At 68.2% G+C, this 25,341-nt stretch carries 23 protein-coding genes and 1 pseudogene; 3 read left to right on the forward strand and 21 right to left on the reverse strand.

Translation table 11 applies throughout. The features are described from left to right. Positions 1 to 18: 18 nt before the first annotated feature. Positions 19 to 1,155, reverse strand: coding sequence for an epoxide hydrolase family protein (locus tag ACWDXS_RS05730; protein ID WP_449962438.1), 1,137 nt, complete (start codon positions 1,153 to 1,155; stop codon positions 19 to 21). 62 nt (positions 1,156 to 1,217) lie between these two features. Between ACWDXS_RS05730 and ACWDXS_RS05735 the strand changes: the two genes are divergently transcribed. Then, positions 1,218 to 2,210: a helix-turn-helix transcriptional regulator gene (locus ACWDXS_RS05735; RefSeq protein WP_449962441.1), complete on the forward strand. Its 993-nt coding sequence runs from the start codon at positions 1,218 to 1,220 to the stop codon at positions 2,208 to 2,210. A 62-nt stretch (positions 2,211 to 2,272) separates the two neighbouring features. Here ACWDXS_RS05735 and ACWDXS_RS05740 read toward each other — a convergent pair whose 3' ends face one another. The 15 genes from ACWDXS_RS05740 to ACWDXS_RS05810 all read right to left on the reverse strand — a co-directional run bounded on the left by ACWDXS_RS05740 (position 2,273) and on the right by ACWDXS_RS05810 (position 17,092). Next, positions 2,273 to 3,388 carry a serine hydrolase domain-containing protein gene (locus tag ACWDXS_RS05740; RefSeq protein ID WP_449962444.1) on the reverse strand — a complete coding sequence of 372 codons (1,116 nt, stop codon included), beginning with the start codon at positions 3,386 to 3,388 and terminating at the stop codon, positions 2,273 to 2,275. 117 nt (positions 3,389 to 3,505) lie between these two features. Next, positions 3,506 to 3,934, reverse strand: a complete 429-nt coding sequence (locus tag ACWDXS_RS05745) for a nitroreductase/quinone reductase family protein (protein ID WP_449962446.1) — start codon at positions 3,932 to 3,934, stop codon at positions 3,506 to 3,508. Between the two features lie 46 nt (positions 3,935 to 3,980). After that, positions 3,981 to 4,808, reverse strand: a complete 828-nt coding sequence (locus ACWDXS_RS05750) for an alpha/beta fold hydrolase (RefSeq protein ID WP_449962449.1) — start codon at positions 4,806 to 4,808, stop codon at positions 3,981 to 3,983. 347 nt (positions 4,809 to 5,155) lie between these two features. After that, positions 5,156 to 5,491: a hypothetical protein gene (locus ACWDXS_RS05755; protein ID WP_379312105.1), complete on the reverse strand. Its 336-nt coding sequence runs from the start codon at positions 5,489 to 5,491 to the stop codon at positions 5,156 to 5,158. Positions 5,492 to 5,582: 91 nt separating this feature from the next. Further along, positions 5,583 to 5,783: a hypothetical protein gene (locus ACWDXS_RS05760; RefSeq protein ID WP_378629218.1), complete on the reverse strand. Its 201-nt coding sequence runs from the start codon at positions 5,781 to 5,783 to the stop codon at positions 5,583 to 5,585. A 225-nt stretch (positions 5,784 to 6,008) separates the two neighbouring features. After that, a complete protein-coding gene (locus tag ACWDXS_RS05765; RefSeq protein WP_449962453.1) occupies positions 6,009 to 7,430 on the reverse strand; it encodes a three-helix bundle dimerization domain-containing protein in 1,422 nt (473 codons plus the stop codon). 219 nt (positions 7,431 to 7,649) lie between these two features. Further along, positions 7,650 to 8,240, reverse strand: coding sequence for a DUF308 domain-containing protein (locus tag ACWDXS_RS05770; RefSeq protein ID WP_378991697.1), 591 nt, complete (start codon positions 8,238 to 8,240; stop codon positions 7,650 to 7,652). After that, entirely contained in the window at positions 8,237 to 10,546 is a 2,310-nt protein-coding gene (locus tag ACWDXS_RS05775; RefSeq protein WP_449963435.1) for an ATP-binding cassette domain-containing protein, read from the reverse strand. Before ACWDXS_RS05775 ends, ACWDXS_RS05770 begins: the two co-directional genes overlap by 4 nt. 139 nt (positions 10,547 to 10,685) lie before the next feature. Then, positions 10,686 to 11,891 carry a GNAT family N-acetyltransferase gene (locus ACWDXS_RS05780; protein ID WP_449962457.1) on the reverse strand — a complete coding sequence of 402 codons (1,206 nt, stop codon included), beginning with the start codon at positions 11,889 to 11,891 and terminating at the stop codon, positions 10,686 to 10,688. 87 nt (positions 11,892 to 11,978) lie between these two features. Continuing rightward, a complete protein-coding gene (locus ACWDXS_RS05785; RefSeq protein WP_449962460.1) occupies positions 11,979 to 12,590 on the reverse strand; it encodes a maltokinase N-terminal cap-like domain-containing protein in 612 nt (203 codons plus the stop codon). An 8-nt stretch (positions 12,591 to 12,598) separates the two neighbouring features. Continuing rightward, positions 12,599 to 14,047 (reverse strand): S8 family serine peptidase, encoded by a 1,449-nt coding sequence (locus ACWDXS_RS05790; protein ID WP_449962463.1) that lies wholly within the window; start codon positions 14,045 to 14,047, stop codon positions 12,599 to 12,601. 69 nt (positions 14,048 to 14,116) lie between these two features. Then, a complete protein-coding gene (locus ACWDXS_RS05795) occupies positions 14,117 to 14,389 on the reverse strand; it encodes a hypothetical protein (protein ID WP_378991692.1) in 273 nt (90 codons plus the stop codon). Beyond that, positions 14,386 to 15,936, reverse strand: coding sequence for a radical SAM protein (locus tag ACWDXS_RS05800; protein ID WP_449963438.1), 1,551 nt, complete (start codon positions 15,934 to 15,936; stop codon positions 14,386 to 14,388). Before ACWDXS_RS05800 ends, ACWDXS_RS05795 begins: the two co-directional genes overlap by 4 nt. 5 nt (positions 15,937 to 15,941) lie before the next feature. Further along, a complete protein-coding gene (locus ACWDXS_RS05805) occupies positions 15,942 to 16,340 on the reverse strand; it encodes a hypothetical protein (RefSeq protein WP_449962465.1) in 399 nt (132 codons plus the stop codon). After that, positions 16,337 to 17,092, reverse strand: coding sequence for a prolipoprotein diacylglyceryl transferase (locus ACWDXS_RS05810; protein ID WP_449962468.1), 756 nt, complete (start codon positions 17,090 to 17,092; stop codon positions 16,337 to 16,339). Before ACWDXS_RS05810 ends, ACWDXS_RS05805 begins: the two co-directional genes overlap by 4 nt. Before the next feature lie 231 nt (positions 17,093 to 17,323). Here ACWDXS_RS05810 and ACWDXS_RS05815 point away from each other — a divergent pair, with 231 nt between their 5' ends. Then, positions 17,324 to 19,036 carry a glycoside hydrolase domain-containing protein gene (locus ACWDXS_RS05815; RefSeq protein ID WP_449962471.1) on the forward strand — a complete coding sequence of 571 codons (1,713 nt, stop codon included), beginning with the start codon at positions 17,324 to 17,326 and terminating at the stop codon, positions 19,034 to 19,036. A gap of 4 nt (positions 19,037 to 19,040) precedes the next feature. Here ACWDXS_RS05815 and ACWDXS_RS05820 read toward each other — a convergent pair whose 3' ends face one another. The 3 genes from ACWDXS_RS05820 to ACWDXS_RS05830 form a co-directional block, all read right to left on the reverse strand. After that, positions 19,041 to 19,226 (reverse strand): hypothetical protein, encoded by a 186-nt coding sequence (locus ACWDXS_RS05820; protein ID WP_378991687.1) that lies wholly within the window; start codon positions 19,224 to 19,226, stop codon positions 19,041 to 19,043. Positions 19,227 to 19,275: 49 nt separating this feature from the next. Next, positions 19,276 to 20,226 carry a hypothetical protein gene (locus tag ACWDXS_RS05825; protein ID WP_449962474.1) on the reverse strand — a complete coding sequence of 317 codons (951 nt, stop codon included), beginning with the start codon at positions 20,224 to 20,226 and terminating at the stop codon, positions 19,276 to 19,278. Between the two features lie 788 nt (positions 20,227 to 21,014). Beyond that, a complete protein-coding gene (locus ACWDXS_RS05830; protein ID WP_449962477.1) occupies positions 21,015 to 22,493 on the reverse strand; it encodes an FUSC family protein in 1,479 nt (492 codons plus the stop codon). A gap of 65 nt (positions 22,494 to 22,558) precedes the next feature. Between ACWDXS_RS05830 and ACWDXS_RS05835 the strand changes: the two are divergent. Further along, positions 22,559 to 23,085 (forward strand): annotated as a pseudogene (locus ACWDXS_RS05835) (MarR family winged helix-turn-helix transcriptional regulator). Between the two features lie 73 nt (positions 23,086 to 23,158). On the opposite strand, the gene ACWDXS_RS05840 reads toward ACWDXS_RS05835, so the two are convergent. Further along, positions 23,159 to 23,503, reverse strand: coding sequence for a DUF1330 domain-containing protein (locus ACWDXS_RS05840; RefSeq protein ID WP_449962480.1), 345 nt, complete (start codon positions 23,501 to 23,503; stop codon positions 23,159 to 23,161). A 121-nt stretch (positions 23,504 to 23,624) separates the two neighbouring features. Continuing rightward, positions 23,625 to 25,076, reverse strand: a complete 1,452-nt coding sequence (locus ACWDXS_RS05845) for an amidase (RefSeq protein WP_449962483.1) — start codon at positions 25,074 to 25,076, stop codon at positions 23,625 to 23,627. Positions 25,077 to 25,341 lie beyond the last annotated feature (265 nt).

The raw sequence follows: 25,341 nt of genomic DNA on the forward strand, positions 1-25,341 counted from the left end.
CCCGGGGGCCGCCGACTCCTACCGCACCGACCGGAAGAACTCGCGCACATCCTCGATCAGCAGCTCGGGCACTTCCATCGCGGCGAAGTGGCCCCCGCGGTCGTATTCGGTCCACCGGACGAGGTTGTTCTGCTTCTCGGCGATGCCGCGAATCGTGGTGTCACCGGGGAAGACCGCGACCGCTGTGGGGACACCGGAGCTGGGCAGGTCCGCGCCCCACTGCTGGGATTCCTTGTACAGCCGCATCGAGGAGCCCGCGGTCCCGGTGAACCACAAGATCGCTGTTTCGGCGAGCATGGCGTCGCGGTCGAGGGAATCCTCGGGCAGCGCGGCGGCGGGGTCCTTGTAGGTGTTGACGACATCGACGACCCACGCGAGCAGACCTGCTGGTGAATCGGCGAGGGCGTGGGCCAGGGTGTGCGGGCGGGTGCTGTGCACACCCGCGTAGGCAGAAGTTTCGTTGCTGCTCCAATCCTGGAGCGCGGCGAGCTTTTCCTGATCCTGCTCGGTGTAGCCCGCACCGTCGTCGTTCCAGGCGGGGATGGTGATCGCGGCGTTGAGGTGCACACCGGCGACCCGCTCGGTGTCGACCCGACCCACCTGCGGGGCGATGAACGAGCCCGCGTCGCTACCCTGCACGCCGTAGCGCTGGTAGCCCAATTCGCCCATCAGCCGGGCGATCAGGTCCGCGGATCGCTCGGTGGCCGCCTGGCCGGGCTGGTGGGTGGGTCCGGAGAAGCCGAATCCGGGCAGGGTCGGGATGATGAGGTCGAAGGCGTCGCGCGGGTCGCCGCCGTGCGCGCGGGGGTCGGTCAGCGGTCCGATCGTCGCACCGAAGTCGGTGAACGGCCAGCCGTGTACCAAGACCAGCGGCAATGCGCCGGATTCGGGTGAGCGCACGTGGGTGAAGTGCAGGCGCTGCCCATCGATCTCGGTGACGAACTGTGGGTGGGCGTTGCGTGCGGTTTCCGCGGCGCGCCAGTCGAACCCGGTCTGCCAGTAGTCGGCGAGCTCGCGCAGATAGGCGGTGGGCAGGCCGTAGGTCCAGCCGGTGCCGGGCAGGTCGTCGACCCAGCGGGTGCGGGCGAGCCGCTCACGCAGGTCGTCGAGGTCGGATTGCGGGATGTCGATCCGGAAGCTGTCGATGTCGCTCATACCGACAACGCTAGGCAGCACTTAGGTCAGGGCTGTTCCTAAGTTCGCGGCATGATGGAGAGATGTCCGAAACATCCGCTCGGCTGCTCCGGCTGCTGTCGCTGTTGCAGACCCGCCGCGCGTGGTCGGGTGCCGAACTCGCGACCAAGCTCGATGTCACCGCGCGCACCGTGCGCCGCGACGTGGAACGGTTGCGCGGATTGGGCTATCCGGTGCAGGCATGGCAGGGCAGCGCGGGGTATCGGCTGGGAGCGGGTGCGTCGATGCCGCCGCTGCTGCTCGACGACGAGGAGGCCGTGGCCGTCGCGGTCGGCTTGCGCACCACCTCGGGCGGCACGGTCACCGGTATCGAGGACGCCTCGCTGCGCGCGCTCGCCAAGCTGGAACAGGTGCTCCCCTCGCGACTGCGGCACCGGCTCACCACCTTGCAGCAATCGATGGTGCGGGTCGCCGCCGAAGCACCGCGGGTGGCATCCGAGACGCTGCTGACGATCGCGCAGGCGTGTCGATGCCACGAGCGTCTGCGCTTCGACTACACCGATCACGCCGGTCGGACGTCTCGCCGCGATGTCGAACCCGATTCGCTGGTCAATGTGAGTAGGCATTGGTATCTGGTCGGGTGGGATGTCGATCGAGCCGATTGGCGGTCGTTCCGCGTCGACCGGCTCGAGCCGCGAGTGCCGACGGGCCCACGGTTCACCCCGCGACCGCTGCCCGACGGTGACGCGGCGACCTATCTGTCCCGCAGGCTCTCGGTCGCGTCGTGGCCGTGGCGCACCGTCGTCACCCTGCACGGGTCGGCCACCGAGGTGGCCGATCGGGTCTGGCCGGGCATGGGCGTCCTCGAAGCGATCGACGATGTCAGCTGTCTGTTGCATCTGGGCGCCGATTCCCCGGCCGCACTGGCCTGGATGATCACCGCCCTGGACATCGGATTCACGGTCACCGAACCGCCTGAGCTCGTCGCGGCGCTGCGGACGGTGAGCGAGCGATGCCGTAACGCGATCGTTGATGCACCCGGTACAGACTTGCAGCGTGTGCCATTTCCGCGTTGACGGCGTCGCGGAGTCACCTCGACCTTGCTGCGCGGCGGCCGGCGCCCCGACCAGCGAAGGATTCAGTCGCACAGCGCGTGGGTGAGCATCCCGCCGAGATCGACAGACGACGATGTGCCGGTATAGGCGATGGTGACCGCGAGGCCGGACCCCGTGGCACCGGCGACAGTGGAGAAGCCGGGGATGCCGCCGATGTGGCCGACATACTGTGCACCGCACGGCAGCTGGGTGTACCCGAGGCCGAGACCGTAGGACATGCCGTCACCGTTGCCCATGTCGATGCCGTCGAGCATCTGCGCGAGTTGGGGTTGGGGCACGACCCGACCGGCCAGCAGCGCGAGGAAGAACCGATTCACATCGGCGCCGGTGCTCACCAGCGCGCCCGATGCCCACGGCACCGACGGCTCCATCAGGGTCGTGTCGGTGAGTGTCCCGTCGACGGTGGTGTAGCCGGTCGGATGCGGTTGACGGAGACCGGTTTCGCCGGTGGCGGGCAGGTAGGTATTCGACAGGCCGAGCGGTGTCAGGATGCGGTCGCGCAGTTCGTCGGTGTAGCGATGCCCGGTCACGGCTTCGATCAGCATCCCCGCGACGATGTAGTTGATGTTGGCGTACTCGAACCGGCCGCCGGGCGCGAACTTCGCCGGATGTTCCAGGGCCAGGGCGACCTCCTGAGCCGGGGTGAAGGTGCGCCCGTTCTTCGCCGCTTCGTGTTCGTCGAGCTCCGGGGAGCGGGCCGGCTCGGGCAGGCCGCTTCGGTGGCCCAGGATCTGGCGGACGGTGATCGCGCGCCCGTCCACGCCCGCACTGGTGAGCAATCCGGGCAGATACGTGTCGACGGGCCTGTCGAGGTCGACGCGGTGTTCGGCCACCAGCTGCAACACGATCGCGGCGGTGAACGACTTGGTGACACTGCCGACCCGGACATGTTGGGGAACATCGGTTCCGATCGGGGTCGCCGCGCCCGCGTCGGCCAGTCCGGAACTGATAACGGTGTCGGCTTCGTGCGCGGTCAGCGTGGCGATGGCTCCGACTGCACCGGAGCCGACTAGCGCGTGGAGGTCGCCGCGCACGCTGTCCACGCGAGCCGAGGCGAGGGGATCGGCCGTGCTGGTCGTGCAGGCGGACAAGCCCAGCGCGACGGCGAATATCGGCGCAGTGAGGGTTCGAAAACGCATGATCGAACGGTAGGAAGCCGAGGCCCGCACACGCATCGGACTGCGGTACTACCCCCGTCTCGGTCTTCGGTAGCGGGGCAGGGCGGTCCGGTTGCCCTGCCCCGCTACCTCATCCGATCAGTTCCGGCGCAACGCCAGCACCGGAATGGTGCGGATGCCCTTCGTCTTCTCCTCGTATCCGGCGAAACCGGGATACCGTCGTGCCTGCTCGGCGTAGAGGCGGTCGCGTTCCTCGCCGGTCACTTCGGCGACAGTGACCGGAAAGGTCTCGGTGCCGACCTCGGCGTCGGCCGCGCCCGCCGAGATGAGGTTGTAGTACCAGTCGGGGTTGGTGGGGGCACCGGCTTTGGACGCGAAGACGTACATGAGCTTCGGGTCGTTCTCGTCGGCCAAGTACATCATCGGCGACACCAGTTGCCGGTCGGTGCGCCGCCCTCGGTGATGCACCAGCATCATCGGCGCACCCTCGAAGGGCCCACCGACGCGGCCTTCGTTGGCTCGGAACTCGGCGATGATCTTGCTGTTCCAGTCCTGTGATTCGCTCATGCCTGGCATCTTCTCCCCCGGCCCGCTCGTGCGCGAGCAACCACGCTCACGGCTCGTCGAGTACTTCTTGCAGGCGGGTGGCGAAGGTGACGGCATCGTTGACGAATCCGATGTGGTCGCCGGGGAACAGGACCGGGTCGACGCCCAGCGCCGATGCCAGTTCCCGCGAGGTGCGATCGCAGAACTGACCGGTGGACTCGGCACCGATCCCGACGATCACCCGGGTGGGGATCGAACGCAGCAACGGCGGGTCCGGTACCCAGGCGGTGGTCGGGCGCAGTTCATGGGCGAACCAGAAACGTTCGCTGGCGACCTGTCGGGGATCGCGGTCGCCGCCGAAGATCTCTACGAGCATCGGTTCCGGGATGGCAATAGCGGCTTGGGCGAAGAACTTTCGCCACGCGCCGATCACATCGCCGGTGGCGTAGGTGGCGACGATGTCCTCGGTGAGTGGGCGCTGAGCTTCGGCGTCGGGAAGCAGTTCGCGCAGCGGCGCTTCATGGGCCACGACAGTGGTGACCAGGTCGGGGTTGGTCTGGGCCAGGGCCAACGCGGTGACCGCGCCACCGCTGGATCCGAACACCACGGCCGGGCCCGCGCCGAGATGGGTGATGAGCTGGGCGAGGTCCCCGGCGCGGGCGAGCACCGTCGAATCCTGATTCGGGTCGTCGAGGGGGCTGCCGAAATGCCCGCGCGGATCGGCGGTGAGCACGGTATTGGTGGTGGCGAGTTGTTCGGCGGCCGCGGCGAACGAGGCGGCGTTCATCGGGGCACCGACGAGGACGAGCAGCGGTCCCGCACCACGGACCTCGTAGTACAGGCAGGCGTCCGGCACCACGAGGGTGCCGGTGGTGACGGCGGAACTGGCGGTCATGAGGCTCTCCCGGATCTCGGCTACAGGTAGCACTCATACAGACGGTGCGCGCCGGAAGAACTCATCGCTCGCCACGAACATTCTTTTCCGACAGTCTCTTCCGTAGGTCAGGCGAATTCTTGCGGTTGCCCTGGGGTACCGACGTGCAGGCCGTCGCCGATCGCGGACAATGCCACGGTGACGATCGTCGCGTCGAACTCGACGACGAACGGGTCAGCGAGCACACGGTCAGCACGTAGAGTGTACAGACGTGCACTGAATGCTCTTGAGCCCTCCTCGTCGAAGGACGGCAAGTGCGCGAACGCGACGGAGAGAGCGAGCCTTGGCGCGCCCGACGACGTGATGCGTCAGGGACGCTCGGTGGGCAACTCGCCGTACAGCTGCCGCGCCCGGGCAGTCAGCAGCGGCAGCACAACGGTGCGCCAGGTCGGCAGGTCCACAGCTTCGGATCGCCCTTCGACCAGCACGGACGCCCCGGACAACGCGTCGGCATCGTCGACATCGACTCCGGTCACCTGGACGATCTCACGCCGCAGCAGCGTCACGAACTCCGTCGCGGTCTCCGGCGGGACCTGCGCGCAGACCTTGTCCCGCACCGCATTCCAAGCCACCGGGTCCGCGGGCGACCCCCAGTGGCGCGGTCGCCGATCGAAGAGCCGGGCTATCTCGGAAGAATCTGGCACCCGCCGAATCCTACCGAGACCCGCTCGCCGCCGCCGCGGCGACTTCCCGCGAACGCCGCAGCGGCATGGAGGAATCCGCGCGGGGGCGCACTCAACGGCGGCGGCGGAGCTCGTCAGCGCTGGCCCGCAGCGTTCCGGCGACCAGTTCACGTCCCTCGTGCGCCAGATCGACCACCTCGCGCGCGCTCTTGCGGCCCGCGTCGCCCAAGATGGCGGCGAGCGCGGTCCCGGTGCGGCGTGCCGCGATGGACAGCTCGTGGATCAGTTCTCGGCCGGGTTCGAATTTGTCCATCTCGGTGGGACTCCATTCGCAGTGCGGGCCAGCTCGGATGCCTGGCAACACATCAGTGTACAGTCGTGCGCCGAACTCGTGTCAACCCCCGAATCCGGCACTACAGTCCGCCCGTCACCTGAACACGAATCGGTGCGACGCCGCATGTCCTGAACGCGTCCTCCTGGCCACAGGAACACCGGTGCCGCGCAGCCGGGGAGCTGCGCGGCAACCGGGGAGGCGAGTTCAGTTGTAGGAGTTGGCAACCCCGTCGAGCAGGTGCTCGAGGGTCTCGTAGGCCGGCACGTCGACGACGTCGATCAGATCGGCGGCCACCGGCACCGAACGTTCGGCGGCGACCGAGGTGAACTGGGCGGAGTCGCCGGTACGGAAGCCGTGTTCGGCGGCCAGGCGACGCAATTCGGCGTTGTCGGTGAGCAGTTTGCCGATCTTGTCGCCGGTGGCGTCGAGCGGGACGAGGGTGTGGCTCGACAGGACCGTCGGGGCCGGATAGGTCAGCACCATGTCCGGCTTGATCCGGCCCTTGCCCGCGGCTTCGACGAACTGCGCCTCGTAGATGCAGACCAGCGGGGTCGGGCCCATGCCGTTGGTGAGGTACTGGTTGAACGGTCCGTCGCTGCTGTTGTCGGTGTAACCCTGGGCGAGGAACAGTTTCGACAGTGCCGGCAACACGTGCTGTTCGGCGGTGGCGCCGCGCACGATGGTGTGGTCGTTGGCGACATAGCTGGCGATCGAGAGGTACATGGCCGCGGAGTTCGAGCTGCGCGGGTCGGTCGTCGAGACCAGGATGTTCTTGGCGACCGGGTAGGTGGTGTTGTCGGGCAGGTCGTCCCACTGCACGCCGGTCCCGGCCAGCTCCAGGTACTTGCCCATGTCGAACGTCGCGACCGCGCCGGGCTTGATCACTCCGGCCGCTGTGAGCAGGTCCGCGATCGGCCGGTAGGTGGCGATGGCGATCGGTGACGAGAACGGCGTGTACTTGGTGGTGATGTTGCGCTGGCGCTGGATTCGCTCGGCGGCCGGAATGCTCGACGGGAACGCGAAATCGAACGCACCGAGGTCGACGGTGGTCGCGATCTGGCGCGAACCGGCCGGTTCGACCTCGACCCGCAGGCCGTTGTCGGCGAGCACCTTCGCCACGCGCTCGTCGGCGAAGAACGACATCTTCTCCGACCCCACCACCCCGCGCACCACCGTCACGGCGGCGACAGGAGCGGCTGCCGGCGCATCGGCACCGCCGGGCAGGAGCACGACTCCGGCGACGACACCGGCCACGACCACGGCCGCGCCGATCGACAACGGCACCACCGCACGCCTGCTCACCGCACGCTTCGGCGGTTCCTCGGTGGTGTTCGATTCGCGCGCGATCAGTTCCGCGGCGCGCACGCCGGCCGTGGGGGCAGGAACCCGTACCGTCGGGTCGGGATCGGCGAGTTCGCGGCGCACGATCCGCTCGACCAGGATCGGCACGAACTCCCGGATCGGTTTACCGGTGAATCGGTGGTGCGCGGCGCCGACCGCCGACGTCACCTGGTCGACGGGGACGTTCTCGGACAGGTCTTCGACCAAACTCTCGGTCATGCGCCGCATAGCCAGCTCTTCACGCTGGACGGCATCGGCAGCTACGCCGGGGACTACGCGCGACACCACATTCTCCTGGGCTCACATTCGGGCTGCGGACGCGGCGCGCCGAACAGGGCCCTCCCCGTGCGCACGCCGCGGGCCACGCTACCGTCGCGCAGCACAGATACCCCAGCCGTGAGCGAGGGTGCACGCAGAGTTCAGCGCTCGCTCGACTGCCCGCAATGTCACGTTGTCCGTGAGTTCGCGTAAACCTCGAATCTTGAAGTCGCAGTGTGTGATTCGCTACTGCAGCTCGGTAGCGGCCCGAACCGGCGGCGGCTGTTCCTCGGTCGCGGACCCGCGCGCCGCCTGCATCGCCGCCCGCCCGAGCCCACCGGCGAGCAGTTCCATCACGGCGATCACGACCAGCCCGGCACCGGCCATCGTGGCCAGCCCGGTGACCGTCTGGAAGGTGATCGCGATGATGGCGATGCCGATCGCGGTGGTGGCGAGCCCGCACAGTTCGTGCGCCCAGCCGTCCTCGACGCTGTCGTCCCACGCGGCGACCAGCGCGTGCACCACACCGCGCACCGACCAGCCGATGCCGATCCACAGGGCCAGTAGTTCGATATTGCCGCCCTGGAAGGCCAGGCCCGCCAAGATCCCCGTCAGTGCGGCGCTGACCAGTACCAGCACCCGCAGCGGGAACGCGATCCGTGCCATGAACGCCAGATACACCTGCACCACGGTGCTCAGGATCAGCGAGACCCCGAACAGCGTCGCCAGCGTGGATTCGTCGCGCCCGGGCCACAGCAGCAGCGCCACACCGAGCAGGAACGAACATCCGCCGGCGACGAGCATCGCGGTGCGGGTCCGATCCGCGCTGCCGGTCATGTCAGCCGCTCCAGCAGGTAGGGCGCAGTCCGGCTGACCGCACTGTCCGCCACCTGTTTCGGTGTCCCCTGCGCCACGATCCGGCCTCCCTGCCCGCCGCCGCCCGGTCCCATGTCGATCACGTGGTCGGCCCCGGCGACAACGGTCATGTCGTGTTCGACCACCACCACACTGGCGCCGCTGTCGACAAGCGAATTCAGTTGTGTCATCAGGATATCGGTGTCCGCCGGATGCAGCCCGGTAGTCGGTTCGTCGAGCAGGTAGACCGTGCCCGCGCGCCGTGCCCGCTGCAATTCGGTGGCCAGTTTCACCCGTTGGGCCTCACCGCCGGACAGTTCGGTGGCGGGTTGGCCCAGCCGCAGGTAGCCGAGGCCGACATCGCGCAGCGTGCGCAGGGCACGCGCGACGACGTCGACGTCGTCGAGGAAGTCGGCGGCCTGGTCGACGGTCAGATCGAGCACCTCGGCGATGGTTTTGTCACGGTAGGTGATGTCGAGGGTTTCGGGGTTGTAGCGCGCACCGTGGCAGGCCGGGCACGGACTGTAGGTGCTGGGCAGGAACAGCAGCTCCACGGTGATGTATCCCTCGCCCTGGCAGGTCGGGCAACGGCCTTCGGCGACATTGAACGAGAACCGGCCGACACCGTATCCGCGGGCTTTGGCGGCGTCGGTCGCGGCGAAGAGTTTGCGGACCGTGTCGAACAGGCCGGTGTAGGTGGCCAGGTTCGACCGTGGGGTGCGCCCGATCGGCGCCTGATCGACTTCGACGACTCGCACGATGTCCGGGTCGGCGGCGGCGGTCGTCGACACAGCGTGCAGCAGAGTGGATTTGCCCGAACCGGAGACGCCAGTGATCGCGGTGAACACGCCGAGGGGGATGTCGGCGTCGAGGTCGTGCAGGTTGTGGCTGGTGACGGCGCGTAATCGGAGCCCGCCGGTCGGGGTGCGGGCCGCGCGCGGTGGGCGGACGATCTCGTCGAACAGGTAGGGCCGGGTGACCGAGTCGGCCACCTGCCGCAACCCCTCGACCTCACCGGCGTAGAGCACCTCACCGCCGTTCACACCGGCGCCGGGACCGATGTCGATGAGCCAGTCGGCGTGGCGGACGACGTCGAGATCGTGTTCGACCAGGAACACGCTGTTGCCCGAGCGCTTGAGCCGGTCCAGCACTGTCGTCAGTGCCGCGGTGTCGGCCGGGTGCAGTCCCGCCGAGGGTTCGTCGAGAATGTAGACGACACCGAACAGGCCCGACCGCAACTGCCCGGCCAACCGTAATCGTTGCAGCTCACCGCCGGACAATGTCGGGCTCTCCCGGTCGACGCTCAGATAGCCGAGCCCGAGCTCGATGAGCACATCGATGCGGGAGGTGAGGTCCTGGGTGAGTACCGCCACGGCTTCCGTGCCGGGGGTGTAGGGGCGCAGCACCTCGACGAGTTCGCTGAGCGGCAGGTCGGCGAGCTCGGTGATGTTGTACCCGGCGAAGGTCACCGCGAGCGCTTCGGGTTTGAGTCGTCGCCCCGCACACAGTCCGCAGACGGCGGTGTGCAGGTATTCGGCCGCGCGGGCCCTGGTCGCCGCGCTCTTGGATTCGGCGTGCGAGCGCAACAGCAACTGCTTGGCGCCGGTGTAGGTGCCCTGATAGGGGCGGTGGATGCGGTGCGGTTCGCGCACCGGTTCCACTGTGACCACCGGCTTCTCCTCGGTGAACAGGATCCATTCGCGGGCGGCGGGTGAGAGTTCACGCCACGGGCGGTCGATGTCGTAGCCCAGCGCGCCGAGTACGTCGCGTAGATTCTTGCCCTGCCAGGCACCGGGCCACGAGGCGATCGCGCCCTCGCGGATGCTCAGCGACGGGTCCGGGACCATCGACGCCTCGGTGGCCTCGTGGACGACGCCCTGTCCGTGGCAGCGCGGGCAGGCGCCTTCGACGGTGTTCGGGGAGAACGCGTCGGAGTAGAGACGGTTGGTGCCCTCCGGGTAGTGCCCGGGGCCCGTCCTGGCCGGGGTGTCGGGATAGTCGCCTTCGCGGGACATGAGCATGCGCAGCGTGTTCGAGATCGCGGTGACGGTGCCGACCGTCGAGCGTGACGACGGCGAGGATCGGCGCTGGGCCAGGGCCACCGTCGGCGGCAGGCCGGTGACGGTGTCGACATCGGGCGCTTCCACCTGGTTCAGCAATCGGCGGGCATACGGTGCCACCGATTCCAGGTAGCGGCGTTGCGATTCCGCGTAGAGCGTGCCGAACGCCAACGAAGACTTGCCGGAACCCGACACTCCTGTGAAGGCGACCAGGGCATTTCGTGGCATGTCCGCGTCGACATCACGCAGGTTGTGGACCCGGGCGCCACGCACCCGAACCGAAGAATCGACCTCGTGCGAATCCACAGCTACCCACCGTACTCTCGGGGGAGCAACCTTCGGGGCGAACGCGCCCGTTGCCGAGATATTAGAAGAACCACCCCAATTGCGGGGCACGGTCGGTGGTGAAGGCTTCGTCGAACGCACGCAATGCCTTCGGATCCTCGACGGCGATCCGGTGCGCGGCGGCGAACGTGTTCGCGCGATGGGCACCGAAGTAGAGGGCGCCGAGAATATTGATATCGAAGCCGAGAGTCGCTGTCCGGGTGGTCGGCTCGCACTCGGCGACGCCGTCGCGGATCCGCAGGGCGAAGTTCCCGCCGGCGTCGCGGAACGGATCGCGCACCGCCACGACGGTATCGAGGTCGGCGCGGTAGGCGCGGGCGGTCAAAGCGGCGGGGACATCCATGACCCGCGCCCACAGTGCGTCACCGCGGTGGGTCATCTGCACGGTGCGCGGGTCGGTGAGCATGTAGGCGAGCGGATCGTCGTCGGCGATCTCGGCTTCCACGGTGTCGACGAGGTCCATACCGAGCAGCACCCGCCACAGCGCGGCGTGCGCGTCCGGGGTGACCGCACGCAATTCCCACACCGAGGCGATGTCACGGTTCTCGCGCCGCGAGCGCCGATACAGGGCATAGCCGTCGGCGTGCAGCAGGACGAACAGCGTCGTCGCACCGTGGCGGTGGCGTTCTATGTCGGCGAAGAACAGGTCCCACTTGGCATCCGGCCGAACCTGTGCCCCCGCCGTCACCTGCTGCCAGCGCTCGTAGATCTCGCGGATCCGCGGGGCGGCATCGTGCAGTGTCTCCAAGGTGACGCCACCGGGATCCGGTGTGGTGGAACGGAATTCGGCACGCCGCGGATCGATGGAGATCGCGGTGTCGAGGACGGCCACCTCGTAGCCGAACCGCCCGTAGATCGTGCCCTCGCTGGCGGTGAAGATCGTCAACGGCAACTTGTCGGCCTCGGTCCGAGCATGCTGGGCCCGATACAGCTCGCGCAGGATCCCCCGCCGCCGGTGCGTCGGCGCCACCGCGACCCCCGACACCCCACACGCGCGCACCGTCCGCTCCCCCGGCACCGTGATCGTCATCGTCCGATCCACCGTGTGCCCTACGATCCGGTCGCCCTCCACCGCGACCAGTGACCGTTCGACCGGAAAGACCGCTCCCCGGTATTCGTTCTCATCACTCCCGTACCGCATCCCGAACCCGGCCTCCTGCAACCCCGCGATCGCCGCGGAGTCCGCGGGAGTCGCCGTCCGAACGCACACGCTCTTCGCCGATGCCATGCTCGTACCCTGCCACGCCACCCCACCCCGGCACATCCGGTTTTCTCCCCGGCAGAGCACGTGTCGGTCCGTCCCGCACGGGCAGCGCTATGCCCAGTCGGTCACCACGCTGATCAACTCGACAACCGGGCCCAGCGCCGAGGGCGCGGCGACCGAACCGGCTCCGCCGACCCACAACGACACCGGCACCCGATGGAATCGCACGGCAGCGGACCCCCAGGGCACATCGGTGTGCGCGACGCCGTCCACAGCCAGGCCGAGGTTGCCGTCGGCCGACCCGGCCGGTGTCACAACGACCGTCGGGTCGGTCGTGTCGCTCAGACTCTGAGCCTGAGCGGTCGCGCGGCCGGTCAGCAGATCGATGACGGCGGCGATCGCGACCGGATCGCGGGTCGCGTCGTAGATCCAGCGCCGGCCGAGCACCCCGTGCTCGGCAGTGCCGATCAGCGCCGAGTCGCCGCCGTGCAGCGGTGCCCCGCGATAGGTCATCGGCACCTGATACAGCACCTGGTCGGCACCAGACCCGTCGACGAACAGCACGAATTCGATCCCGACCTCTCCGGCCGGGTCGTCGAGGCGGAAGCCACCGACTCTGTCCAGGCACGGGGTCGTGCCCAGGTACCACTGCCGACTGGGCAACCACGCCGCGACGAGATCGCGCTTGGACGGGGTGACGGTGGTCTGATGGATCACTGCCATCGGGGGCCTCAGCCTTTCGCGGTCATGGCGCGCACGTCGGGCAGGGTGCCGATGCGCTGGGTGGTCGGACGGCCGGGGGCCGTGGTTTGGGGCGAGCCGGTGGTGCGGAGCAGGGTCCGGATCTGGTCGGGGGTCGCGCGGCCGGGGCCGGTGGTGCGAATGCCCTGGTAGGCGGCGATGGCGCCGACGACGATCGGAGACGCGCTGGAGGTGCCGCTGAATTCGTCGGTGTACCAGAGGTCTTCGTCGGGACCGCCTTGCAGGTCGCCGTAGCCGGTGGTGGTGACTTCGCGGCCCCAGCCCTGGGTGTCGAGGCGGGCGCCGTGGTTGGAGAAGTCCAGGCGCGAGCGGGCGGGCCCGTGGTCGCGGCCGTGCAGGCCAGGCGGTGGGGCGCCCGCACCGACCAGGATGGCACCGGAATCGGCGGGGCCCGCGCGAAACGGGTTGTGCCAGGTGGCGGGGAAGTCGCCGGGGCGGGTGTCGTAGACGGCGTCATCGAGGTTCTCACCGCCGTTGCCCGCCGCTTCCACGACGACGATGCCCCGGCTCACCGCGTAGCGGATGGCGGCGAGGTCGTCGGGCCACCATTCCACCGCGATGTAGCCGCGCTGATCGGGGGTGGCCTGGTAGTCGAATCGTGGTCCGGGGCGGTGCAGTTCGATGAGCACGATGTCGCCGGGATGCAGGGCGTCGGCCGCGGAGCGGATCGCGGCGGCCGAACCGATGCCGAAAATCGAGATGGCCCTGATGTGGGCGTCGGGTGCGATTCCGGTGACGCCGAATTCGTTGAGGTCGCCACTGATCTCGCCGGCGACGGCGGTGCCGTGGTTGCGCCATCCCAGATCGGCGGAGGCGGTACCGCCGATGACTCCGCCCTGGTTCTGTCGCAGATCTTCGTGGGTGAACCGCCACGCACCCTCGACGTCGATCACCCGCACGCCGGTGCCGAGCCCGCCGGGCCTGCCATGGGCCCACACCGCGTCGATGCCGTGCGGTGCGGCGTCGAGATAGGCCTGTCTGACCCGGAAATCGGGTGTCACAGCGGGCGCGCGCGGTGCGACGATGTTCTCCGCGAGGGGTGCCAGCGGCGGTTCGGCTGCCGGCTTGACGTAGGCGGCGGCGACGGTGTCGTCCTCGCGCAGCCGGTGCGCGAGCTCTCCGAGGTCGCCCAGTTCACCGTGCACCGAGTAGTAGCAGAGGTACTCCCCCGCGACCGGCGCCTGCGGGGTGTCGGCCAGGCGGGCCGCGAGCCGGTTGTCCGGGCCGAAGATCGGTACCAAACGCGCGGTGGCCGGCAGGAGCTCGTCGACCCTGGTGCGCACGGACCGGTTCTCACGCAGCGCGATCGGCGTGATCTCCGGGCCGGTCGGCGTGGTGACGACGATCAGTTCGCCCGGCGGGACCGAGGGTGCGGGCACCCCGGGTCGGCGCTGCCTGCTGGATCGGGTGGAGGCCATGGCTACCAGTCAACCGTGCCCCGCGCCCGCCCGCTACCGTTCTGCCACACCGGCTTTGGCGACACGCCGCTACCACACCGCGGCGACGGCCCCGATCACGGCGATCGCCCCGACATACCCCAGCACCAGCCGGGTATCGCGCAACCAGCATCGACTGCGTTTCAACCCCGCCCGCCACGCCCGCCAGTATCCGGCGAACGCGAGCGCACCGAACCCGACCACCGCCCACGGCCCCACCAACCACGTCAGCAACGCCACCGTCGCGACCACACACAAGGTCAACGGGTCATGCGGTTGCTGCCCGCGCATCGCCTCCTCGTAGTAGACCCCGCGTTCGCTCACCGCACCTCCACCGGCAACAACGCCCGCCCCGCCGGTGCCGCCGCCGACAACCGCTGCCGCGACAGTGCGGGCCAGGCCTGCACCGCGCAGAACGGCGCGCACTGGTCGGCATCGGCACGGGTCCCCACGTGCACGCAGCACTGGGTGAGCCGTTCCTCGATCATCGTCGACATATCCATGAAGGGTTTCACCGTGATCCGCACAACGCGTTCCCCGAGCAGTGTGCGCAACCGTTGACGCCGCCCCGGCAACGCCGACGACGCCAGCGTGAGCAGCGTGGACATTCCCAGATCGCAGTTCTCGCAGATGTTTCGCCACACCCGCCCGATCTCGGGATGCGACAGCGACGACTGCTCCGAGAGCAATCCCAGCAACGATTCCTGGACCGCTACCCGCAGTTCGGCGGGCAGCGCCGAGTCCGCGATCCGGTTGGACACCAGTCCCAGCTGCTGCTTCAGTCTCTCGTGTCCGATCAGCGAGACCAGCGACCGCCATTCACCCGCGTCGTCACGCAGCAGGTAGCCCACCGAGCAGCAGTGTGGATGCGAGCACGGCAGTGCGGTGAGGTCACGCCAGGTCACCAATCCGTCGGTCTGGGGGCCGAGTCGGGCCAGCACACCGGTGTGGGTGAGCCGGTTCATCGGGTCGATCGTTCCCGAACGCCCGGAACCGAATTGCGGTTGGATCGAGACCCCGCCGACGAACGGTGTGTCCATGGCGGTGCGCAGGACCGCGCCGATCTCGTCGTCGTTCACACCCAGGGCCACGGTCATCACCAAGGTGGTGAAGACGGCGTTCGACGACAGCCGTCGCAGTGCCTGTTGTTTACGGACACGCAGGTCACCGCCACGGTGATGGCGGGAGGCCTGCGCGGTTTCCCCGTCGTATTGCAGATACACCTCGACCCGGTCGCGATGGGCACACAGCAGCGCCAGCAGTTCGTCGTCGACGGCGATGCGCAGTCCGTTGGTGTTGAGCAGGATCCGGGTGATCGGCCGTGCGGTCAATTCGGTCAGCAGCCGCGCCAACTGTGGATGCAGAGTCGGTTCGCCGCCGCTGAGCATCAGTACGTCCAAGCGCCCGTTCTCGCGGGCAAGGCGCTGATCGACATTGGCCAGCACGTCCTCGACCGACACCACCCCGCGCAGTTCGGGCGAGGAGTCGGCGAAACAGGTGGGGCAGCGCAGGTTACAGCTGTCGATGATGTCTTCGAGGAGAATGCAGGTGTGCTGGGTCTGCATCTCGGGCAGCCCCCGTAGATACGCCGAGGGCACCGGGTCGAAATTGCCCACGGTGTCGGGCAGGTGCGCTTTGGTCGGAGCGGTCCATTCTTCGAGGTAGGCCAGGATTTCGGGGTCCTCGTCGTAGAGGGTGCGCACCATGCCGTGGGTTCGACACCCTCGTTCAAGAAAGACCTTCCCGTCGCGTTCGGCGAGCCACCCCGACAGTCTCGCGATATCGGGCAGCGCGGTGTCGGGGTGTTCGTCGTGGCAGCGGGGACAGAACGCGGTCACGTAGCGCAGGATCCGATCGCCCCGCAACGGCATCCCGGTCATCGCGCCATCCCGAACATGCCCGTGTACAGCTCCGGGTTGATGGCCGTGCACAAACCCGCCGTGCACACCGTGACCAGCGACCACCCGATCATCAGCCCCATCCCGAACCCTTTGGGCGCGGGCCGTTTGCGCCGGATCAACAGCCAGCCACCCCCGAATGCCGCTGCCGCGCTGACCACCGCGGTCAGCCCGAACAGCGCTTTGGTCGCGGCGTCGTCATCGAGGGAGGCGACGACCATGAACACGAAGAATCCCGCCATCGCGTTCGCCACGATGAACGCCATCGCCCCCGCCAACGCCATCGCCGCGACCTGACCGCCCTGGCCCGGCGGATTCCCGCCTTGCTGCGGCGGTGGGGGCGGCATGTTCGGTGGCGGGCCAGGAGGAAAGTTCATGCCACGACCTTTCGTCGAAGTACACCGTCGTAGTTCCCGCGCCGGTAGCCGATGCTCCAGCGCACCGCGACCAGGACCAGTCCCGGCAGCAGGAACCATTGCGGGCGCGTCAGATCCAGCCATACCGTGTCGTTGGCGCGGGTGAACTCGACCAGGAACCGGAAGATCGCGTACGCCCCGACGTAGAGGGTGAACAGCTCACCCGGCGTGCTGATCCGGTCTCGCAACCACCACAGTGCGCCGAAAGCGGCCAACTGGAACACGATTTCGTAGAGAAAGCTCGGATGCATCGCGACACCGGCCACGCATCCCGGGCACTGCGGCACCGTCGCGGGTGCGTGGATCGCCCATGGCAGGTTCGTCGGCCGTCCCGGTGCCTCGGTGAGCAAGCAGCCGACGCGCCCCACCGCCATGCCCAGCGCCACCGCGGGTGCGAACAGGTCACCGGTCCGTTCCCGATATCCGATGATCTTTTTCGCGATCAACACGCCCACATACGCGCCGAACAATCCGCCGAGCACGCTGCGCGCACCGAACATCCAGCTTTCGTACGGATCGAGGGTCTCGAACAGACTCGACAACCGCATCCCGATCGCCCCGCCGACCAGTGCCCCGGTGACCGCGACCAGGGACTCTTCGCGCAGCGCGTCGCGGCGCCTGCACTCGGCCACGAACACCACCGCGGCCACGGCGACACCGAGCGCGACGAAGAACCCGTGCGTCGGGATCCCCCACATCAGCTGCGCCACCATGGCGAAAGGTTAGCGGGCCCACGGGCGGGCACGCGTGAGTGAAACTACTCCCGAATTCGGGTACTACCCTGTTCGTTGGTGAACGCCGGTGCAGGAGTGAGTGTTTCGTTTAGAATGATGCACGGTGAGATCCTCACCCCGGTGCCGATCCTCGGGTACCAGCGTCAATCATCGCGATAGTTCCACCATCTCGGAATTCCATCGGATACGCAGCCATACAGGGGGTCAATCATGTCTACAGCTGTCGATTTCGCGGCCAGGCTCATCGAACCGCGGGCGATCGTCGCGGCGGGCCATTCGGCGGTTCTCGCCTACATCTCACCGAGCAGGCCGGGTGCGAACTTCGGTGCCAAACCGATCACCGCCGACTACGCTCGCGCGCTCACCGCCGCCGGGCTCGACATCGTCTCCATCTGGCAGTACGGCAAACCCGGCGACGCGACCCCCTCGGACTGGACTACCGGTTTCGAGGGCGGTCGCCGGATGGCCGAACAGGCGTCGGCCACCCACCTGAGCGTGGGCGCGCCTGAACACGCACCGATCTTCTTCGCCGTCGACGAGGACATCTCGCTGTCGCAGTGGAACAGCACGGCCGTGGAGTTCTTCCGGGGCGTGAACTCGGTACTGGGGACCGCCTGGACCGGGATCTACGGGCATTCGCGAGTGTGTGCGTGGGCGATCGAGGACGGGGTGGTCGGCGCACGCGGGGAATTCAGCTGGGCATGGCAGACGCGGGCCTGGTCGGGTACCGAACGGGAACCACGCGCGGTGCTCTACCAGCGGGTGATCGACACCCCGAGCAACCCCGGACCGATCATCGACGGCACCCGCGTCGACGTCAACGACATCCTCGCCCCCGACTTCGGGCAGTGGGCGCTCGACCGTTCGGTATCGGTACCTCAGTTCACCGAGATCGACCGGCTCGGACCCTCGCACTCCCCGCGCGAGGGCGCTCGCATCACCAATTTCCTGTTGCACACCCAAGAGGGCAACGGCACCGCCGAATCCCTTGCCGCCTACCTCAACAACCCCGCCAACGGGGTGTCCTACCACTACACACTGCGCGACGCGGTGGTGGTGCGCGTGGTGCCCGAGGAGCTCGCGTCCTGGTCGGTGCTCTCGGCGAACCCGTTCACGGTGAATCTGTGCTTCGCGGGCAGCCGGATCGCGTGGTCGCGGCAACAGTGGCTGGCCATCGACGGCGACCTGCGGATCGCGGCGTTCCTCGCTGTCCGCAGCGCGCACCGGCACGGGTACTCGACTGAGGTGATCGAGCCGGATTACCACGTCGGCGACGGGATCTCCGACCATCAGTACGTCACGAGGGCACTGGGCATCGGCTCGCATACCGATGTGGGCCCGAACTTCCCGTGGGATGTGTTCGCCGCCCACGTCGCCTCGTTCGCCGACGGAACCGGACCGAACGCGATCGATGTCCGTGCCGCCGCGTCCCCGTGGTTGGGCGCGCGGCGCACCGACGGCGAACTCAGCACACCGGACGGGGTGGGACGTTTCGCCGAATTCGAGCACGGCTACGTGTACTGGCATCCGAGCACCGATGCCCACGCCGTCCCCACCGCGGTCATGGACAAGTACGCGGAGTTGGAGTGGGAGACAGGCCCCTTGGGTTATCCGACGGCCGAGCACACCGAACTGCCCGATCCACGCGGGTCCGGCCCCGGGCTGGCGCAAGCGTTTCAGGGCGGCATGGTCTACCGGCGCGCCGGCCAACCCGCGTACTGGGTGCACGGTGCGATCGGTGCGCGGTGGGCGGCGGCCGGGTACGAGAACGGCGAGCTCGGCTGGCCGGCCTCCGACGAGACCGCCCACGACGACGGGGTCTACCAGGCGTTCGAGTTCGGCCGGATCTACTGGGTGCCCGAACAGATCGTCGCGCTGCGAAATTCCGGCGAACCCGACACTCCGCTGCCCCGGCCCGCGTGAGAGGTCAGGCCAGCAGGATCGCGAGGGTGGTGGCACCGGCGCCCAGTAGCAGTGCCACCACCACCAGGATCGCGATCAGTCGCGTCCGTGAGGTCGGTCCGGTGTAGGTTTCGTCGGCGTTCAGCATGTCGTCGATGTCGATGGCGGCGAACTCACGCGTCGATTCGAGAGGGCCGGGCTGCTCGGTCATGTGCGTGACGCTAGTCCAGGTCACTGCTCGCCGCCCCCGATACCCCCGCTCATGTTTGCGGTAGCGGGGTGCGGGTGGTGGCGAGGAGTTCGTCGAGCTGCGCTTCGGCGCGTTCGGCACGGGCCAGCGTTTGTTTGCGGGCGTCGTCGAGCGCGGCCCACCGTTCGGCGGCTTCGGTGCGCACCTGCTCGAGTGCGGCTGCCGCTTCGTCGCGGCGTTGCTGGGTTTCGGCGGTGGTGGTACGGCGCAGCTCGGCGAGTTCGGTACGGGTGCGGTCGAGTTCACCGCGCGCGGTGTCGAGTTCGGTGCGGGCCCGGCGCCACTCCTCGCGTGCTTCGGCGGCGGCCTCCACGCGTTCGGCGGTGGCTTGTTCGGCGCGTTCGGTGGCACGGTCGGCGTCGGCGGCCCGCTGGATCGCCAGGTCCCGTTCGGCGTTCGCGGCGGCGATCCGGGCCTCGGCGTCGCGGCGCTGGTGCGCGATCTCGGTGTCGGCGCGCTGTTGGGCACGGGCCACGGTGTCGTCGGCTTCTTGTCGCGCCGCGTCGATGACGTCGGCTGCTTGTTGGTGTGCCGCACGCACTTGCGCCTCGGCGTCGCTGCGCGCGGCGAACACATCTTCGGAGGCTTGTCGGGTGAGCGCGTCGACCGAGGCCACGACTTCGTCCCTGGCCGCGAGCGCTTCCCCCACCGTCTGTTCGGCGTGTTCCGCGGCCGCCACCGCCTCTTCGGCCACCGATTCCGCCAGTGCGCGTGCCTCTTCGGCCTCGCGCCGCGCTTGTTCGGCCGCCACTGTCGCCATCTCCGCCTCGGCGATCCGGCGAGCCGCGTCGGCTTGGACCGCCTGGACCTGCGCCTCGGCCACCGACGGATCCCCGATTGTCTGCAGCTCGGCGACCGCTGCGTTCAGCGTGGTCCCCAGCTGCTCGGCCAGTCCCCGGAATTGCCCGAGCAGCTCGTCGGCTCGCAGACGCGCCACCGTCACCGGCCCCTGAGCCGTCACAGTGACGGTAGGGGCCGCACTCTCGGACTCCTGTTGCTGCCGTTGCCTTTCCCGCCACGCCCGCCACCGCGTGTGGTCGGGGTGATCGCAGTACTCGGAGGGACGACCCGGCCCACCGGCGCGGGTAATGGGACGGGCACAGCCCGGATAGTTGCATACGCTCGACACGGGTGAATCGTAGCGTTGGTTTCGTCGATACGTTACGTATTACACGAAACGAAATCCGCGTCGCCCCTTCGCGAGTCAGATCCGGCCATTCCCAGTCTGACCTCCGATAAGTGAACATTATCGGAGGTCAGGATCTGAGATGGTTCCGAATGACCTTGAATGATTTACGTTTTCGTTTGGTCGCAGACAACGAAACGTAATAGCTACGGAACTCATGAAAAACTGTGCTCGCCTGTACGGGCGTACCAATGACCGATTCACTGTGAGCTCACGGCCGATTCAGCGGCTGCACGAAGCCCGCGCCCCGGAAATCAGATGCTCACCCTTGCCAGTCGACATAGCGTCACCCGATGGTCCGCGGCCCAAGGCAGCACACGGTTTCGAAGCTCAGGACGCCCCTGGGTGGGAGACGACCGCGCCTGTTGATGGTGGTGGGTTCGCTCGGGATCGCCACCTCGGGCGTGTTCATCGCACTGGCAGCGGTCTCCCCCGTGACTGCCACCTTCTTTGGATGTGCGCTGGCCGTGCCCGCACTGTGGCTGCTCGCGCAGGGAACGTCGTCGGGACGGTCCACTGTCTCGGCGGCGCTCTTCCTCGATGAAAACCCCATGCAGCTGCAGCTATTCGGCTGTGTCTTGATGCTTGGTGGCGCCTCGCCTCGTGTCGATGGCCGAGGAGGTGTGGAGATGCTGCAGATCCGAGCGGCTGATCGTCACGGCCGCGATGACGATGCCGATCGTGACGCCGATCAGGGTGTCCACGATGCGGCTGACGCCGATCTCGGGCGAGAGGTGCACCCCGAGGCCGACCATCAGCAACGCCATCGGCGTGACCGCCAGTGAGGTGAGCGCGTAGCTGCGGGCGGCCATCACTTCGGCGCTCACCTGGAAGACCACGATCACCACTGCGGTCGCCCAGTACCCCAGGCCCGCCGCGATCAGCAGCGCCCCGATGACCGCGCCGCCGACATTGCCGAGCAGTCGCTGGATTCCACGCTGCACGGTCATCGCGTACGAGACACCCTGCATCGCGGCCATCGCACCCATCGACGCCCACAGCGGATGGGTGAGCCCGGCGGCCGCCGCGAACCACCCCGCGCAGGCCGAGGCGAGCGCGATGCGCGCCGCGTTGCCGAGGACCGCGCGTGAGCGCAGTCCGGACAGGCCCGTCGCCAAAAACCCCTCGGGACGCGGCAGCGCGGACGCCCCGACTTCGGCGCCACGGTCGAAAATGATGCTGCGCCGCTTGATCTTGCGCAGTTCTGCCTCGTGCCCGACCACGTCGAGCAGTCGCGTTCGGTCCCCCGCTGTCCAGTCGTCGACCGCGGCCTCCGCCTCGTCGAGCAAGGCGATCAGGTCACGGTGGTGTCTGGCATCTCCGCCCCGAACACCGCTGAGCGCCACCTTCTCCCGCGCGTGCGCGATCGCGACGCGGGCCGGTTCGACGGACCCACCGCGATCGAGCGTGGCGACAGTCGAGAGCGCCCGGGCGACGGCCAGCCGGGCGGGCCCCAGGGGTAGCACCAGCAGTGGCGCCGTCTGCGCGAGCAGTCCCACCGCGGCGCCGATCGCCGCGGCCGAGCACACGCGGACGACATCGCCGGGGGCACTCACGTATCCGATCGCCGCGGTGGCCGCGAAGACGAGAATCACCGGGCCGGGACCGGTGATCCGGAATGCCGATACCGACATCGCCGCAACCGCGCCACCGACCGCCATCAACGCGACCTCGGCCCACATCGGCACGTGCGCGAGGGCGAGCAGCCCACCTCCTGCGACGAAAGCGACGACCAGGACACCGACGAGCGTCACCTTGGCAGCGACCCGAACCATCGGCTCGTGCCGCGCGAAAGCGGAGGCCAGTGCACCGAGTACCGCGAAGCCGACGTACTGCCGCAAATCGAACAGACCACAGCCGACGAAGACCAGCGCTGCGGCAACGCCGACGCGCAACGAGGCCGCCACGGTCGCGTCGGCAGGCCGAACCTCGAACGCACGCCGCCAGGTGGACGCGGAGATCGAGTGCGCCAACGCGCCACGGGAGTGCCGCAGCCGGGTGGCGGTGGGCGGGTTGTGTAGGTCGGAAGTCGCGGCAGGCACGCTGCCATCCTAAATGTATTTTACTAGTAAAGTATATCTGAAATAGTGTGAGACCGATCGCTAGGATGAGTACATGGCCGACACCTCCCCCGACTTCGTCGACGGCGTTCGAGCCGAATGGGCCGAGACCTATCCCGAGGTGGACACCTCCACGATCGAGGTGATCGGGCGGATCAACCGGATCAGTTCGCTGGCGCTGCACCAGCTCGACCGGGCACTCGCGCCGAGGGGCGTCAACCGCGGCGAATTCGACATCCTGTGCGCCCTGGCCCGCGTCGGCCGCCCACTGCGCGCCAGCGAGGTGACCGCGAGGACCATGACCAGCGGCGCTTCGACCACCAAGCACGCCGACCGGCTGACCAAGATCGGACTGGTCGAACGGCTGCCGTTCGAGCGCGACGGCCGGGTGGTGCTGCTGCAGCTGACCGCGGCCGGGCGCGATCTCGTCGACACCGAACTGCCCAGCCGCGTAGCACGCGACCATCGACTGCTGGAGGGACTCGATGAGCAGGAGCGGCAGACGCTCGCGACCCTGCTCCGCCGGGTATCGCGCAACACCGACGCGGCCGCCTGGCCGGCCCCCGGATCCTGAGCCTTCCCGGCGGCCTTGGCCGTCACAGCTGCGCACCGCGTCGGAGGGTGATCACACCGGGACTGCTCGGACCTCAGCCGCTCAGCGCGGCACGCATGGCCTCGGCGGTGGTGGCGGGGTCGTAGTCCTCGGCGACCCCGCCGACCAGGATGATGTCGCCCTCGATGTGCCGCGAGCGCAACGGCGCGATCTCCTGGTACGCCGGTGAGTCCCACCAGGCGCGCGCCTGGTCGATCCCCGGGAAGCCGATCATCACGATGCCCCCGCTCCAGCTGCCTTCCTTCACTTCGTGTGGTGTCACGTGCACGAGAAAGCGGCCTCCGTACGGCTCGAAGGTGGCGGGAATGCGCTCGATGTAGTCGGCGATGTCCGCGTGCAGCGGGGCGTCCTGCAATCTGGCGATGGCGTAGGCGGTCATGATTCTCCTCGGCTCCGTTGCGGCTCGATGCTCGAAATCGCGTTGTCGTCACCAAGTTAGGTGGCCGACCGTGATCCGGAATCTGTCGTCTATAGGTACTGAGGAGACAGCCACCACGGCTCTACTGCGGCGCCTGGAAGCCGCCGATCTTCTGTTCGAGCAGTTCGGCAAGCCGCAGTGGGGTGCGGTCCTCGAACTGCGGGCCGATCAGCTGCACCCCGACCGGTAGGCCCTCGGGTGAGCGTCCCGCCGGGATGGCGGTGGCGGGCAAGCCGGGCATCGTGGCAACACCGGCCCAGACAAGCTGGTCGAGATACGGGTAATCCGCACCGTCGATATCGAGTCGGCGGCCCAGCAGGTCGGGGTCGTGATCGTGGGCGAACGCGGGCGTGGGCGTGATCGGGCACACGACGGCATCGAATTCGGTGAACAGTCGCCGCCAGCCGGCGCGGTGGAGTTCGCGACTGTTGTTCGCTTCGAGCCAGTCGCGGTGGCTGAACACCAGCGCGCGTTGGCGCACCGCGACGAGACTGCGATCGTCGACGCTCAGCTGTGCGACTCGGGTCCGTAGTTGCTCGTAGGCGTCGACGGGAAAACGCGCGCCCGCGCCGGCGAACAGCAACTGCATGTAGACCGTCGCGGCTTCGGCGAGATCAGGCAGCAGTGAACTGTGCCGTTGCACGCGGGCCCCACTGTCGACCAGCGCGTCGGCCACCCGGTTCACACCTGTGCGCACCGCGGATCCGGTCGGGATGAGCGGATGCTCGTCGAGGATCAGGACACGGAAGTCGGCGAGCCGCTCATGCCGCGAAGGCGGTAGTGCCAGGTCGTATGCCACACCGTTCGTCAGCGGGTCCGGTCCGGCCATGACGTCGAGGAGCAGGGTGAGGTCGCGAGCCGTACGCGCCATCGGACCGACGACCGCGAGGTCGAGATCGGTCGGCAATGCCGTCGCGGGCGGTGCGACCATGCCGCGGGTCGCTGCCAGCCCGAGTGTCGGCTTGTGTGCGTAGATGCCGCAGAAATGCGCGGGGGTGCGCAGAGAACCGCCGATGTCGGACCCGATGGACAGCGCACCGAATCCGGACGCCAGTGCCGCCGCGGACCCGCCGGAGGATCCACCGGGGGTGCGAGCGTGATCCCACGGGTTGTTGGTGGTGCCGTAGATCTCGTTGAAGCTCTGCACGTCCTGCAGTCCCAGCGGCACATTGGTCTTGCCGAGCACCACCGCGCCCGCAGCGGCGAGCCGCGACACCTGCACCGCGTCCGCGGGCGGAGAGTAGTTCGCGAATTGCGGCATGCCCCAGGTCGTGGGAAGCCCGGCGATGTTGTAGGACTCTTTGACCGTCACCGGAATTCCGAGCAGTGCGCTGTCGGCACCGCGGGCGCGTGCCTGGTCGGCACGGTGTGCGGCCTGCCTCGCACGGTCGAAATCACGCACACAGATCGCATTGATCGCCGTGTCGTCACGCTCGATACGGCCGATTGCCTCCTCGGTCAGTTCCACCGATGACACCGCACCCGCCCGCAGCGCGGAGACGAGTTGTTCGGCCGATTGAAAGCTCCACTCCATGAATCCGACCGTACCGAGCTGTCGTGGGCTCTCGCTCTCGCTGCGCGCGCCCCTGTCCGCCAAATATGACCAACGGTTCACCCGCACTGCGGAATTCACGTCCAGGTTGTGCCGTCGACAGAGAATCATCCCAGTTCACAGCGCCGACGCCACGGGGCACAGGCGCACGTCGGCCACGAAATACCGCTGCGCACAACGCGAGGGATGTCTCACTGCGCATCTCGACGATCGAGGTTTTCGACAGTGGGTGTCCTGGGTAGTTCGT

The sequence above is a fragment of the Nocardia sp. NPDC003183 genome (assembly GCF_053590715.1).

Bases quoted from the DNA above. Each gene is read 5' to 3' on its own strand.
- ACWDXS_RS05785 (WP_449962460.1), bottom strand. From the start codon at position 12,590: ATGGCAGTGATCCATCAGACCACCGTCACCCCGTCCAAGCGCGATCTC.
- ACWDXS_RS05840 (WP_449962480.1), bottom strand. From the start codon at position 23,503: ATGACCGCCTACGCCATCGCCAGATTGCAGGACGCCCCGCTGCACGCG.
- ACWDXS_RS05780 (WP_449962457.1), bottom strand. From the start codon at position 11,891: ATGGCATCGGCGAAGAGCGTGTGCGTTCGGACGGCGACTCCCGCGGAC.
- ACWDXS_RS05745 (WP_449962446.1), bottom strand. From the start codon at position 3,934: ATGAGCGAATCACAGGACTGGAACAGCAAGATCATCGCCGAGTTCCGA.
- ACWDXS_RS05810 (WP_449962468.1), bottom strand. From the start codon at position 17,092: ATGGTGGCGCAGCTGATGTGGGGGATCCCGACGCACGGGTTCTTCGTC.
- ACWDXS_RS05800 (WP_449963438.1), bottom strand. From the start codon at position 15,936: ATGCCGTTGCGGGGCGATCGGATCCTGCGCTACGTGACCGCGTTCTGT.
- ACWDXS_RS05730 (WP_449962438.1), bottom strand. From the start codon at position 1,155: ATGAGCGACATCGACAGCTTCCGGATCGACATCCCGCAATCCGACCTC.
- ACWDXS_RS05770 (WP_378991697.1), bottom strand. From the start codon at position 8,240: ATGACCGGCAGCGCGGATCGGACCCGCACCGCGATGCTCGTCGCCGGC.
- ACWDXS_RS05775 (WP_449963435.1), bottom strand. From the start codon at position 10,546: ATGCCACGAAATGCCCTGGTCGCCTTCACAGGAGTGTCGGGTTCCGGC.
- ACWDXS_RS05760 (WP_378629218.1), bottom strand. From the start codon at position 5,783: ATGGACAAATTCGAACCCGGCCGAGAACTGATCCACGAGCTGTCCATC.
- ACWDXS_RS05790 (WP_449962463.1), bottom strand. From the start codon at position 14,047: ATGGCCTCCACCCGATCCAGCAGGCAGCGCCGACCCGGGGTGCCCGCA.
- ACWDXS_RS05750 (WP_449962449.1), bottom strand. From the start codon at position 4,808: ATGACCGCCAGTTCCGCCGTCACCACCGGCACCCTCGTGGTGCCGGAC.
- ACWDXS_RS05845 (WP_449962483.1), bottom strand. From the start codon at position 25,076: ATGGAGTGGAGCTTTCAATCGGCCGAACAACTCGTCTCCGCGCTGCGG.
- ACWDXS_RS05815 (WP_449962471.1), top strand. From the start codon at position 17,324: ATGTCTACAGCTGTCGATTTCGCGGCCAGGCTCATCGAACCGCGGGCG.
- ACWDXS_RS05735 (WP_449962441.1), top strand. From the start codon at position 1,218: ATGTCCGAAACATCCGCTCGGCTGCTCCGGCTGCTGTCGCTGTTGCAG.
- ACWDXS_RS05740 (WP_449962444.1), bottom strand. From the start codon at position 3,388: ATGCGTTTTCGAACCCTCACTGCGCCGATATTCGCCGTCGCGCTGGGC.
- ACWDXS_RS05820 (WP_378991687.1), bottom strand. From the start codon at position 19,226: ATGACCGAGCAGCCCGGCCCTCTCGAATCGACGCGTGAGTTCGCCGCC.
- ACWDXS_RS05805 (WP_449962465.1), bottom strand. From the start codon at position 16,340: ATGAACTTTCCTCCTGGCCCGCCACCGAACATGCCGCCCCCACCGCCG.